The 12,611-nt window shown below is 35.4% G+C and carries 11 protein-coding genes and 2 tRNA genes; 9 read left to right on the top strand and 4 right to left on the bottom strand.

What is annotated here, in order from left to right; genetic code table 11:
* Positions 1 to 187: 187 nt before the first annotated feature.
* From leuB to SFT90_03945, 3 genes are all read left to right on the top strand, one after another.
* Positions 188 to 1,282 carry a 3-isopropylmalate dehydrogenase gene (leuB, locus tag SFT90_03955; protein ID MDX1949638.1) on the top strand — a complete coding sequence of 365 codons (1,095 nt, stop codon included), beginning with the start codon at positions 188 to 190 and terminating at the stop codon, positions 1,280 to 1,282.
* Positions 1,251 to 1,850, top strand: coding sequence for a hypothetical protein (locus tag SFT90_03950; protein ID MDX1949637.1), 600 nt, complete (start codon positions 1,251 to 1,253; stop codon positions 1,848 to 1,850). Before leuB ends, SFT90_03950 begins: the two co-directional genes overlap by 32 nt.
* Positions 1,851 to 2,119: 269 nt before the next feature.
* Complete coding sequence (locus SFT90_03945) at positions 2,120 to 2,503, top strand: hypothetical protein (protein ID MDX1949636.1); 384 nt, start codon at positions 2,120 to 2,122, stop codon at positions 2,501 to 2,503.
* Here the strand turns inward: SFT90_03945 and rfbC are convergent.
* The 3 genes from rfbC to SFT90_03930 all read right to left on the bottom strand — a co-directional run bounded on the left by rfbC (position 2,500) and on the right by SFT90_03930 (position 5,161).
* Positions 2,500 to 3,042 carry a dTDP-4-dehydrorhamnose 3,5-epimerase gene (rfbC, locus tag SFT90_03940; GenBank protein MDX1949635.1) on the bottom strand — a complete coding sequence of 181 codons (543 nt, stop codon included), beginning with the start codon at positions 3,040 to 3,042 and terminating at the stop codon, positions 2,500 to 2,502. The two genes, SFT90_03945 and rfbC, sit on opposite strands and share 4 nt — an antisense overlap.
* Before the next feature lies 1 nt (position 3,043).
* The gene (rfbB, locus tag SFT90_03935) at positions 3,044 to 4,027 is read right to left on the bottom strand and encodes a dTDP-glucose 4,6-dehydratase (GenBank protein MDX1949634.1); all 984 of its coding nucleotides are present in this window, start codon (positions 4,025 to 4,027) and stop codon (positions 3,044 to 3,046) included.
* 162 nt (positions 4,028 to 4,189) lie between these two features.
* Positions 4,190 to 5,161, bottom strand: coding sequence for a rhamnan synthesis F family protein (locus tag SFT90_03930; protein ID MDX1949633.1), 972 nt, complete (start codon positions 5,159 to 5,161; stop codon positions 4,190 to 4,192).
* On the opposite strand from SFT90_03930, the gene SFT90_03925 reads away from it, so the two are divergent.
* Entirely contained in the window at positions 5,160 to 6,011 is an 852-nt protein-coding gene (locus SFT90_03925; protein MDX1949632.1) for a glycosyltransferase family 2 protein, read from the top strand. The genes SFT90_03930 and SFT90_03925 overlap by 2 nt on opposite strands.
* 4 nt (positions 6,012 to 6,015) lie before the next feature.
* Positions 6,016 to 6,903, top strand: a complete 888-nt coding sequence (gene rfbA, locus SFT90_03920; protein MDX1949631.1) for a glucose-1-phosphate thymidylyltransferase RfbA — start codon at positions 6,016 to 6,018, stop codon at positions 6,901 to 6,903.
* A gap of 154 nt (positions 6,904 to 7,057) precedes the next feature.
* Here the strand turns inward: rfbA and secA are convergent, their stop codons facing one another.
* Positions 7,058 to 9,829 (bottom strand): preprotein translocase subunit SecA, encoded by a 2,772-nt coding sequence (gene secA, locus SFT90_03915; GenBank protein ID MDX1949630.1) that lies wholly within the window; start codon positions 9,827 to 9,829, stop codon positions 7,058 to 7,060.
* A gap of 59 nt (positions 9,830 to 9,888) precedes the next feature.
* Between secA and SFT90_03910 the strand changes: the two genes are divergently transcribed.
* From SFT90_03910 to SFT90_03895, 4 genes are all read left to right on the top strand, one after another.
* Positions 9,889 to 10,875: an RluA family pseudouridine synthase gene (locus SFT90_03910; GenBank protein MDX1949629.1), complete on the top strand. Its 987-nt coding sequence runs from the start codon at positions 9,889 to 9,891 to the stop codon at positions 10,873 to 10,875.
* 143 nt (positions 10,876 to 11,018) lie between these two features.
* Positions 11,019 to 11,094 (top strand) — tRNA-Thr (locus SFT90_03905).
* A gap of 86 nt (positions 11,095 to 11,180) precedes the next feature.
* Positions 11,181 to 11,257 (top strand) — tRNA-Pro (locus SFT90_03900).
* Between the two features lie 177 nt (positions 11,258 to 11,434).
* On the top strand, positions 11,435 to 12,610 hold the full coding sequence (locus SFT90_03895; GenBank protein MDX1949628.1) for a tyrosine-type recombinase/integrase: 1,176 nt from the start codon (positions 11,435 to 11,437) through the stop codon (positions 12,608 to 12,610).
* The last annotated feature ends 1 nt before the right edge of the window (position 12,611 follow it).

Here is a 12,611-nt window from a genome sequence, read left to right as displayed (position 1 = left end):
AATTGTCACCCCGCATTTATAGGGGTTAATGGTTAAAAGCGTTTTCAAACTAGCTTTTGAGCGTGTTTTATGTTAAACCACGCAATAAGTGCAGGGTGACACCTAAGAGGAAAAATGCAGAAATTAAACTAATTGATTTTTTGAGCCTACGGCATTAAGAAGCAACAAAAAACCAACACTTAATCTAATGAAAAATATTCTTATCCTAGCTGGCGATGGTATTGGCCCAGAAGTTACAAAGCAAGCAGAGAAAATTATCAACATTATCAATAAGAAAAGTAAAATTTCTGATGTTTCACATGCAAAAATTGGCGGCTCGGCAATTGATGAATATGGCAACCCATACCCTAAGCAAACCGCTGATTTAGCCGAAAAGGCCGATGCTATTTTACTTGGTGCGGTGGGTGGCGTTAAGTGGGATTCACTGGAAAGCTCTATCCGCCCTGAAAAAGGCTTACTTGCGATTCGTAAGCATCTTGGTTTATTCGCAAATCTACGCCCTGCGATTGTTTATGATGAACTTGCAGATGCGTCATCTCTTAAAAAGGAAATTGTTAGCGGGCTTGATATTCTTATCGTTCGTGAGCTAACGGGTGATGTTTATTTTGGCGAGCCAAAAGGGATTACAGAAACCCCACAAGGCAGAATGGGCTATAGCAATATGGTATATTATGATTATGAGGTTAAGAGAGTCGTAAAAGTTGCGTTTGAGCTTGCCAAGAAGCGTGGCAGAAAAGTTTGCTCTATTGATAAAGCAAATGTTCTAGCAGCTTCTGAACTATGGCGTGATGAGGTGATAAAACTTCACAAGGCGGAATATTCAGATGTTGAGCTTTCGCATATGTATGTTGATAACGCCGCAATGCAGCTTGTTCGCAACCCTAAGCAGTTTGATGTAATTGTAACTGGTAATATTTTTGGCGATATACTTTCAGATGAGGCGGCACAGCTAACTGGATCACTTGGAATGTTGCCCTCGGCTTCTCTTGGGGAGGCATCTCAAAAAATTTGTAATGCACTATATGAGCCAATCCACGGCAGCGCACCTGACATTGCAGGCAAAAATGTCGCAAACCCGATAGCAACAATCCTCTCTTTAGCGATGATGTTCAAATATTCTTTTGATATGGCTGAGGTTTCGGATAAACTTAATTTTGCAGTCAAAAAATTCCTCTCTGATGGTTTCAGAACCGCAGATATTATGCAGGAAGGCTGCACAAAAGTTGGAACTGAAGAAGCAGGAGATAAAATTGCAAAAAATTTTGAAAAGAGCTTTTTTTAAGGTTAGAAGGCTAGAAGGTATGAAGGCTGGAAGGTTGAAAGGTAATAAACCTTTGTTCCTTCACTCCTTCAAACCTTCAATCTTTCAATCCTTCAAACCTATCATTTTACTTATCTCGCTTATTCTAATAACTTCCTGCGATCGCGTTCCAGCAACACTTAGAAAAATTGTTAATGAATCTAAGCGTGCTGACTGGCAAGCAAGAGCTAATGATGGCGATGTTGAGGGGGCTTACAAAGCCGCAAAAGCTAGCTGTTGCGGTGATGATACTCAAAAAGATGATGCAGTAACACTTAGTAATTATTGTCTTGCGGCAAGGGCTTGGCACAAACCGAGTATGTTTGAAATTGGCAAATTATATCTGAATGAAAACACGCCCGAAGCCACTGTAATACCTTATGATGAAGCAATAGCCTATACTTATTTCCACTTCGCAAGTGGCGGTGGTAACCCTGAAATTGATTGGTATATGGCTAATTTAGAGCCTAAACTAGACGAAAAAGAAAAAGCTAGAATTTCTGCAATGATTGAAAACTTCCCTCAAATCCCTTGTGATATAAAAAGGTGATAAAATTGCTAAATTCTTAAAATCATTAAAATGTCTATTGCAAATCTAAAATTTGATTAAATTTCAAATATTTATCCCTTGACATAAATATAGATTATTAAATTCCCAAAAAGCTACAGATTGTTATTTTTGCCAATATTTTTTAATTAAAATTGTATCTTTCAGCAGTATTTTTCACCCGAAAAAAAATATTTTATTTGTATAGTTATTTCCTAGACTAGCACCTTAAAATATGGTATAATGATAATAAATTAACTAAAATTTTACTAATGTTTAGGGGTTTCAAATTATTATCGCTTTTAGGTTTGGTTTTTACCTGCAATGCGTGCTCGGGCGTTAGTTATATGAGTAACTCATCACTAGCCGAGCTTGAGGGAACTAACTTTAGACAAGACTCAAACTTGTTTGATACTTCAAACGGAGCGAAACAATATGGTGCTTTAGTTTTCAAAAAAGATAGCTCAAAAGGAATTAGAGAAGAAGGTAACGCATTTGCTGTGGCTCTAAAAAGGCAGAAAAACGAGTTTTTTGGCGAAGCAACTTTATTCCAAACTAAAAATGAAAACAAAACCTATATTGATAGAGCAATGTTTGATTTAGGCGTGGATAGAAGAAATAGAGGTATCAACCTAGGTATGACTCTAAGATTCTAAAAAACTGGATTTCTCTGATAATCTAAAAAATTGGGTAGGCTTAAATCTTTTTCTGAAACTATTTCATTTGTAACTTTCCAATCAATGTTAAGGGTTTTATCGTTATAGATTATACCACCCTCCCCTCTTGGATTATAACCACCATCAACTTTATAAAGAACATCGCAATCAGTAAGAGCTGCAAAGCCATGAGCAAAGCCCGCCGGGATATAGAGCATCAAGCCGTTTTCAGCAGTAAGCTCTACAGAAAAATATTTGCCATAAGTTTTAGAGTTTTTTCTAATATCAACGGCTACATCTAAAATTTTACCACGAATACAACTGACTAATTTTGCTTGGCTTGGGTTTGCTTGATAATGAAGCCCACGAATTACACCTTTATGAGAAAAAGAATGATTATCCTGCACAAATTTATTAGTAATTCCTAAATCGTGGAATTTTTGCTCAACATATTTTTCATTAAAAAAACCACGATTATCATGGTAAATCTTTTGAGTAATTAGTTTAAGCCCTTCTATTTCTAAGTTAGTAATTTGCATTTTATGAGATGTAGTAATCAATTGTTTTGTTTATATATCCAGCAAAATCTGGCTTTGGGTTATAACCAAACTCCGCTAGTGCCTTTCTGCCATCAATCGCATAGCGGAAATAGTGGCCAAGCCTATCTGTTACAAAATTTATTAAATCTTTATAAGAAGCCCCATTTTTACGAGGTTTTCTTTTATCCATAATATCGCAGATTGTGTTCACAACTTCAATATTTGTTTTTTCACAATTTCCACCAAACAGATAAGATTCACCAATTCTGCCTTTTTCAAAGGTCAGTTTGATGCCCTTGCAGTGATCTTCAACAAAAATCCAATCGCGAACATTGTTTCCTTTGCCGTAAATTGGAATTGGCTTTTCTTCCAAACAACAAAAAATTATTTTTGGAATTAGCTTCTCTTTATGCTGGCGAGGCCCGTAATTATTAGAGCAATTTGTCATTAATATAGGCAAGCCATAAGTGCGATGCCACGCTTTAACAAGGTGGTCTGAAGCCGCTTTTGAAGATGAATAAGGCGATGATGGATCATATTTTGTATCCTCATTAAATTTGGGAGAATTTTCTTCAAGACTGCCGAAAACTTCATCAGTTGAAACATGCAGAAATCTGAAGCCTTCAGGCTTTTTATCTTTATAATATTGCAGAGAATTTTGTAGCAAATTATAAGTGCCTAAAATATTGGTTTCAATAAATTCCGAAGGTTTTTCTATGGAATTATCAACATGAGATTCCGCTGCAAAATGAGCGACCCAATCAATTTTATTTTCATCAAAAATTTTTTTGACAAGATTATTATCGCAAATGTCACCCTTGATTAATTGATAATTTGCATTGCTTTCAACGGGTTTAACATTGGCGTAATTTGCGGCGTAAGTAACTTTATCAAGGTTTATAACCCTGTTGCCAGAAGCAATTTCTTGCAGAACAAAATTGCTACCAATAAAACCTAAACCGCCTGTAACTAATATCGTTTTCATTATTTAATTATATTTTTTATCAAAATCTCAGCTAATGTCACCCCGCATTTATTGCGGGGTTAATTATAAAACACGCTCAAAACTAAGGTTTATATATATTTTCAACCATTAACCCCGCAATAAATGCGGGGTGACAATTTGTAATATGATAAAATTAAAAAACTACAAACTTAAATTTCTAACTCTATTTAGATGATTTTCTATCAAAGCCAAATCAAATTCTGGATATTTATTTTTTATCACCTCACGATATAAAAAGCTGTGATAATGAACTAATCGCGGGTCTTTGAGCAGAGAAGTTTTTATAAAAGGTGCATTAAAATATTGAATTTGCGAATACCAGCTTGAAAGATGAGGCGTCAAATAAGTATCAAAATATTTTCTAAAATTTATTTCACGATTTAATTTTTTTGAAAAAAACTTTTTAATTCCACCTTTGTAAAATAAATTTTCAGAAATATTTTTCTTAATTTTTGCGATATATTTTTCATCAAAATTCGTGCTTTCAAATGCAAGAACATCTGCGTGTGGGCAGAACGCACCCAAGCTAAAACCTTGCTCCAAAGCCTTTCTGCTTAAATTTACTTCATTATTTGTAACAATGTTTTCCTTATCATTTTCAAATTTGAAAGCTCGGAAATGATTATCTAAAAATTTCAGCATCTTAGTTGAAAAACTTAAGAAATAAGATTGAATATGATAAACACTCGCAACATTATCGCTAATGCCCCACATATCTAAATTTTTGGGTTGCATAGCGTTAAAAACTTTATTCAAATTATAGAAAGGCCCGTAAACACTATCATTTGCGAAGATTATTTGCTTATATTTTTCCTTCTCGGTTTCCTCATAAAAACCAGTTAGATAGCAGGCAAAATCATAACCTTCATTTTTTCGCAAGATTATTCTATGGGCAAGATTTTCAATTTTTGCGATTTCAGAATCATCAATATTGGGGCAGTTACTAACAAAAATTATATCACAATCAGCTGACTTCAAGGCTTTTAAGTAATGCAAAACATAATCATCAATTTTTGAATCCCGATCAAAATGAGAAAAAACGCACAAACGATTATAATTTGCGGATTTATTTTGAATCGCTATGTTACGGGTTATAAATTTTTTATATTCCATGAAAAATCAAGATTTAACAATTATCTCAGTAACCTATAACAGCAAGGAAATAATTTCGCAATTCCTAAAGGATATTTATCAAAAATTTGAGATTATAATTGTTGATAATGCAAGCAAAGATGGAACTGCCGATTTTGTGAGGGATAATTTTCCAGAAGTAAAAATAATAAAATCTGAAAAAAATCTCGGCTATGGCAGGGGTGCAAATCTAGGCTTGCAGAGTCTTTCAACTGATTACGCTTTTTTGCTAAACCCAGATATAATTTCTGATGAAGCCGCAATTATAAACCTGCTGGAAGTTGCAAAAAATACAAAAAATCTTGGCGTTTTAGCACCAGCAACTGATGAAAATGAATATATAAAATCTGAAAATTTTATTGCTGAAAAAACAAATTGGGTAGTTGGTGCAACTATGCTTTTTAAGATGGAAAATCTTAAAAAAATCGGCTTTTTTGATGAAAATATTTTCCTCTATTACGAAGAAACTGATCTCTGCAAACGCATAGAAAAAGCAGGGTTTGAGATATTAATTTGTAAAAATATTCTGCTAAAACATTTGGTTGGAAAATCTTCAACGCCTAATCCAAAAATTGAATATTTGAAATATTGGCATTCTTCTTGGTCAAAATTTTATTTTTACAAAAAACATTTATCACTTCAAAACTTTAGAAAGAAATCTTTAAGTTTAAGTTTTAGTTATTTGTTAAAATATTTGCTTTACATAATTAGCTTTAATAAATTAAAAGCGATAAAATATAAAGCTCGCTTAGCAGGCGGAATAAATTTTTTACTCGGGGCTAAAGCCTTTGATGAGGCTGGAAACCCAAGGGGTCTAAACTCTAACAACTAACTTTATGAAAGGAATAATTTTAGCAGGTGGCAGCGGAACACGCTTACAGCCTATGACAAACGCAATCAGTAAGCAGATTCTGCCGGTTTATGATAAGCCAATGATTCATTATCCACTGGCGATATTAATGAATTTTGGCATCAAAGAAATTCTGATTATTAGCACGCCTAGAGATTTACCAATCATTGAAAATTTTCTTGGTAGTGGTTCTCAATATGGTGTGAAATTCTCTTACAAAGTTCAGGAAAAACCTGAAGGAATTGCACAGGCTTTCTTGATCGCGGAAGATTTTATCAATGGTGATTCCTCTTGCTTGATACTTGGTGATAATATTTTTTACGGCTCTGAAATTTTAGGAAATGAAATAAGTGCAGATTTTCAAAACGCTCTTAACATAAAAAAAGGTGCTTCAGTGATGGCATATAGAGTTAGCGACCCACAAAGATACGGCGTTGTTGAACTTGATAAAAACAACAAAGCAATTTCAATTGAGGAAAAACCTAAGCAGCCAAAATCAAATTGGGCGGTAACAGGTTTATATTTTTATGATAAAAATGTTGTTGAAATTGCTAAGAATCTCAAGCCCTCCGCAAGGGGGGAGCTTGAAATTACTGATGTCAACAAAGCCTATATGGAAAAGGGCGAGCTTAATGTAATCAGCGTTGGTAAAGGCTTTGCTTGGCTTGATGCCGGCACACCTGATTCCCTTTTGGATTCGGCAAATTTCATTCAAACTATTGAAAAAAGGCAAGGTATAAAAATTGCTTGCTTAGAAGAAATTGCATTCAGAAAAAAATTTATTTCTAAAAATCAGTTTGAAGAATTAATCGGCAATTACAGCAAATCCTCTGATTATCACCTTTATTTATCTGATGTTTTGAATGAAATCTGATGCCTTATAATAGAATGTCACCCCGCACTTGTTGCGGGGTTAATGGTAAAACAGCTAGTGTCATCACTTAACTTCATATTTCATACCCGCGTAAGCGGGTATCTAGTCTATTTTATGAATTCCCGCTTCCGCGGGAATGAAGTGAATACACAAACTAAATTTTTCCGTGGCAGTTTTTGTATTTTTGACCACTTCCGCAAGGGCAAGGCTCATTGCGAGAAACTTTGCCCCAAGTGCTAGGATCATTTGGATTTCTATCCTCTGATTTTATATGCGTGCGAATTGTAACTTGAGCCTGCCTTTGACCATTTTCACTAGGGTTCATTTGCGATCCAGAAAAACCAAATTTGCTATTTGGATCAATATGAGTTGCGTGAATTTTTTGATTTTTCTGCTCTTGTAATCTTCTAAATTCCTCAGCAATCTCCTCATCATTTTGAATATGAATATGGAAAAGCCTTGTTAAAAATTTTTCGTTGAAGCTCTCAATCATCAGCCCAAAAGCCTCAAATGCCTCTTGCTTATATTCGTTTAACGGATCTTTTTGAGCATATGAGCGAAGGTTAATCCCCTGTCTTAGCATATCTAAAAAGTGCAGATGCTCCTTCCAAACTTCGTCAAGGCTGAAAAGCATAATGCGTTTTTCAAGATCATACATTGAGGCTTGCGAAAATTCATTATCACGCTTTTTGATAAAATTTTCTAGCTCATCAAAAATGAGGTTAAAGATTTTTTCATCGTCAATTTCATCATTATCAAGCCAGCTTGAAACATTAGGGTTTAAGCCAAAAATTTTGTTCACATCAATTTTTAGGGCGTCAATTTGCCATTGCTCTTTATAAGAATTTTTTGGTATGTAAGTGCTGACAATTTTATCAAGCGTTGCATCAATAATTTCAGTAACTTTTTCACGAACATTTTCCGAACGCATAATATTTATTCGCTGATCATAAATAACTTTGCGTTGCTCATTCATTACATCATCAAACTTGAGGAGGTTTTTTCTTATCTCATAGTTTCTGGCTTCCACCCTTGCTTGTGCTTTCTCCATCATTCTGGTAATTAGCGGGTGTTCTATAGGCTCACCTGGTGTTCCCATTTTGCCAAGCACCCAATCCATTTTTTTATCTGCACCGAAAATTCTAATTAAATCATCTTCTGCAGAGAGGAAAAATTTTGAATAACCATTATCGCCTTGCCTGCCTGATCTACCGCGAAGCTGATTATCAATCCTGCGGCTTTCGTGCCTTTCAGTGCCGATTACACAAAGCCCGCCAGCTTGTTTTACAATTTCTTTATCTCGCTCAACTTCAGATTTTATCTTGTTTGCAGCATCTTCAAAAATTTTTGCGTCAGTAATTCCAGATTGTTTTAGCTGCAAAATTTTTTCTTCAATAAGCAAATCCGCATTGCCACCAAGCTGAATATCCGTTCCTCTACCCGCCATATTAGTTGCAACCATAACCGCACCCGGCCTGCCTGCTTGTGCGATAACATAGGCCTCTTTTTCGTGCTGTTTAGCGTTTAGAATATAATGTTTTATCCCTGCTTTTTTGAGATGCTTTGAAAGAAGCTCTGATTTTTCAACGCTTGCGGTTCCCGCTAAAACAGGCTGATTCTTTTGATTACACTCAATGATTAATTTTGTAATTGCTTCAAATTTTTCAATCTCCGTGCGATAAATATGATCTTCATCATCAATTCTTGCAACGGCTTTATTGGTTGGAATTTCAATCACTTCAAGATTATAAATATCTTGAAACTCAGCCGCTTCAGTGCTTGCAGTGCCTGTCATACCGCTAAGTTTTGGATATAACCTGAAATAATTTTGGAAAGTTATTGAGGCAAGCGTTTGGTTTTCGCTTTGAATTTTTACCCCTTCTTTTGCTTCAATCGCTTGATGCAAACCATCAGAATATCTTCTGCCTTCAAGCACCCTGCCAGTAAATTCATCTATGATTAAAATTTTGCCTTCTTTAACTAAATAATCTTTATCACGAGTGAATAATTTATGAGCCTTCAAGGCTTGGTTTGCGTGATGAACAACGCTTAAATTTTCAACATCATAAAGGGTAGAGGCTTCCCTGATAATTCCATCTTCACGGAATAAAATTTCTAATTTATTATTTCCTTCTTCGGTTAAAACTATTGAGTGATTTTTTTCATCTTTTTCAAAATCTTTTTCATCAAGTTTTGGAATATATTTATTTATTTTTTGATATAAATCACTTCTATCTTCCACAGGCCCTGAGATGATTAGAGGAGTTCTAGCTTCATCAATCAAAATACTATCCACCTCATCAACTATGGCGAAATTAAAGGGGCGTTGCGTCATTTCCTCTAAAGAAAATTTCATATTATCACGCAGATAATCAAAGCCATATTCGTTATTAGTGCCGTAAGTTATATCGCAAGCGTAGGCTTCCCTTTTCTCATCATCGGTTTGGCCGTGAACTATAACACCCACTGAAAGCTGAAGGAATTTATAGATTTTCCCCATCCATTCCGCATCTCTTTTTGCAAGATAATCATTGACGGTTACAATGTGAACGCCCTTTCCTGAGAGTGCATTCAAATAAGTTGCAAGAGTTGCAACTAAGGTTTTGCCTTCACCAGTTCGCATTTCTGCGATTTTTCCTTGATGTAAAACTATGCCACCGATAAGCTGAACATCATAATGCCTTTGCCCCAAAACCCTTTTTGAAGTTTCACGAACAACCGCAAAGGCCTCTGGCAGAATATCATCAAGGGTTTGCCCATCGGCTAGTTTTTCCTTGAAGTAAATGGTTTTATTGGCTAGTTGCTCATCAGAAAGAATTTGCAAATCCACTTCAAAAGAGTTTATTTTCTCAACGATATTTGATAAAGATTTCAAATATCTTTCATTAGAAGTGCCAAAAATAGATTTTAATAAACTTGAAAACATCGCTTATTTTTTGTTTTGAAATGATTATATAGATTAGATTTTTAAGTGTAGCAATATAAATGCAAAATCAATTTAACATAGAAGAAATTCACAACGGATTAAGGCTAGATAAGGCAATTAGCCTTATAAACCCAAGAATTTCAAGAACACTAGTTCAAAAAATTATAAAAAACTCGCAGTTAAAGCTGAATGGAAAAATCTGTGATAATATCTCTGAAAAAGTAAAAACTGGCGATTTTATTGAAATTTCCGAGACAAGCCCAATTCCAAATGATGATAATATTGATAAAAAAATTGAGGCAAATCCAAATATAAAAATTGATGTTTTATATGAAGATGAATTTTTGCTTGTAATCAACAAACAAGCAGGCCTTACAATTCACCCTGGGGCTGGAAACCATAAGGATACTCTAGTGAATGCCTTGCTGCATCGCTATAAAAATAATTTATCTATGGTAAATGGCAAGGCAAGAGCTGGCATTGTGCATCGCTTGGATCGTGATACTACGGGTGTTTTACTTCTTGCAAAAGATGATTTTACGCATCGGGAACTTGCTAATCAAATTAAAGAGCGAACCGCCAAAAGAATTTATCACGCACTGGTTTGGAATAAGCCAAAAATGATCGCAGGAAATTTGCAAACTAATATCGGCAGACACCCAGCTGACCGCAGAAAGAGAGCCGTTTTTAAGACATCTGGTAAGGTTGCAATCACAAAATATAAACTCTTAAATAGTTTTTTTGATGGGGCAATTTCTTTGCTAGAAGTTACGCTTGAAACTGGCAGAACACACCAAATTCGTGTGCATATGGAACATCTTGGAATGCCCGTTGTTGGTGATAAAGTTTATAGCGGCAATCAAAATCAGAAGAAAATTGGCTCAATTCCAGCCAAAATTTTGGAGAAATTTGAAAAGCTCAATCGCCAATTTCTGCACGCCTACGAAATCTCTTTCACCCACCCTGAAACACTCGAAAATCTTACCTTCCAAGCCCCCTACCCTAAGGATATCAAGGCGATTCTTTCTTCGGTTGATGGTCGTTAGTTAAAGGTTGATAGTTAGGGGTTAGGGTTAGGGTTAGGGTTAGGGTTAGGGTTAGGGCTAAACCAAATGCCTGATTACCAATCTCAATTTACATTTGAATATTAAAAATTATAGATTATACATCGCAAGCAAAAATTTATTTCGCTACAGTAGCACAGGGGTAGTTGCACTGCATTGGTAATGCAGGGGTCGTGGGTTCGATTCCCATCTGTAGCACCATCTTATAGTTTTTGCTGTTGATATTATTTAGTTCTAATGTATAAGGGCTGAGTTTTTGATGTAAAAATTCTAGCTTTTCTCTAGTTCGGAGCGTAGCGCAGCCTGGTAGCGCACCAGTTTTGGGTACTGGGGGTCGTGGGTTCGAATCCCTCCGCTCCGACCATCTATAAAACCCACAAAGTTCATTAAAGTTCATAATCACTAGCAAAACCAACCTTTTTACGACGCTCTATTGTTTATTGGCGTTCACCTCAGTTCATTGACATTCTGCACAAATGGGGGTATATTTGGGGGTATAAGAATTGCTCTTTTAATTTATACCCCCATTTTTAACCCTGTTATGCCCCTAACTGACATAAAAGTTAAATCTGCTAAACCACAAGAAAAGCAATATAAGCTTTCAGATGATGGCGGGTTATATTTATTGATTCATCCGAACGGCTCTAAATATTGGAGATTAAAATATAGAATATCAGGTAAAGAAAAGGTTTATGCTATTGGAGCTTATCCAGAAATTACCCTACTTGAAGCCAGAGAGGAAAGGCAAAAGCTTAAAAAGCTAATTAAGCAAAACATTGACCCAGTAGAACAGAAAAAAGAACAAAAGCTAAAATCAGAAACTAACCCCGAAAATACTTTTGAATATATAGCTCATGAATGGCACGAACTCCAAAAACCAACTTGGACATCTAAACACGCTAAAAATGTTCTAAAAAGACTTGGTGCAGATGTTTTCCCATATATTGGCAACAAAGCCGTTAGTTCTATTACTGCTCAGGAGCTTTTAACTTTAATTAGAAAAATTGAAGAGCGTGGAGCAATTGATATCGCTCATAGAGCTTGCCAAACTTGCGGACAGATTTTTAGATACGCTATTTCAATAGGTAAAGCTGAAAGAGATATTTCCGCAGATTTAAGAGGGGCATTAAAGACCAGAAAGAAAGTTCACCATGCTTACCTAACCGAAAAAGATTTACCAGAGTTTATGCAAAAACTAAAAGATTATAAAGGCGATATAATTACTCCAATTGCAATACAGTTATTAATTTTAACCTTTGTTAGAACCAGTGAACTAATAAATGCAAAATGGGAAGAGTTTAATTTTGACAAAAAAGAATGGCATATTCCTCCAGAAAGAATGAAAATGAGGGAAAAACATATAGTTCCTTTATCTGAGCAAGTTCTAAATCTATTGAATGAGCTAAAAAACATAACTGGCTTACGCCCTTTTTTATTCCCTTCTCAAAATTCACCTCATAAAACAATGAGCAATAACACTATTCTTTACGCTTTATATAGAATGGGTTATCACAGCAGGGCAACAGGACACGGATTCAGAGCCACTGCCAGCACCATTTTAAATGAACACGGCTTTAAGTATGATGTGATTGAACGCCAACTTGCACACGGCGAACGCAACAAAGTTAGAGCTAGTTACAACCACGCCCAATATTTAAAAGAACGCCGTGAAATGATGGATTGGTGGGGTGAGTTTATAGAGAAATTAGGAGGGTAAT

It is taken from the genome of Rickettsiales bacterium, from assembly GCA_033762595.1.
Taxonomy (GTDB): domain Bacteria; phylum Pseudomonadota; class Alphaproteobacteria; order Rickettsiales; family UBA8987; genus JANPLD01.
This window is presented reverse-complemented; position numbering and strand designations above follow the sequence as displayed.

What these genes read in the sequence shown, in the direction of transcription:
- leuB (MDX1949638.1), top strand. Translation starts at nt 188, where the DNA reads ATGAAAAATATTCTTATCCTAGCTGGCGATGGTATTGGCCCAGAAGTT.
- SFT90_03945 (MDX1949636.1), top strand. Translation starts at nt 2,120, where the DNA reads ATGTTTAGGGGTTTCAAATTATTATCGCTTTTAGGTTTGGTTTTTACC.
- rfbC (MDX1949635.1), bottom strand. Translation starts at nt 3,042, where the DNA reads ATGCAAATTACTAACTTAGAAATAGAAGGGCTTAAACTAATTACTCAA.
- rfbB (MDX1949634.1), bottom strand. Translation starts at nt 4,027, where the DNA reads ATGAAAACGATATTAGTTACAGGCGGTTTAGGTTTTATTGGTAGCAAT.
- SFT90_03925 (MDX1949632.1), top strand. Translation starts at nt 5,160, where the DNA reads ATGAAAAATCAAGATTTAACAATTATCTCAGTAACCTATAACAGCAAG.
- SFT90_03930 (MDX1949633.1), bottom strand. Translation starts at nt 5,161, where the DNA reads ATGGAATATAAAAAATTTATAACCCGTAACATAGCGATTCAAAATAAA.
- rfbA (MDX1949631.1), top strand. Translation starts at nt 6,016, where the DNA reads ATGAAAGGAATAATTTTAGCAGGTGGCAGCGGAACACGCTTACAGCCT.
- secA (MDX1949630.1), bottom strand. Translation starts at nt 9,829, where the DNA reads ATGTTTTCAAGTTTATTAAAATCTATTTTTGGCACTTCTAATGAAAGA.
- SFT90_03910 (MDX1949629.1), top strand. Translation starts at nt 9,889, where the DNA reads ATGCAAAATCAATTTAACATAGAAGAAATTCACAACGGATTAAGGCTA.
- SFT90_03895 (MDX1949628.1), top strand. Translation starts at nt 11,435, where the DNA reads ATGCCCCTAACTGACATAAAAGTTAAATCTGCTAAACCACAAGAAAAG.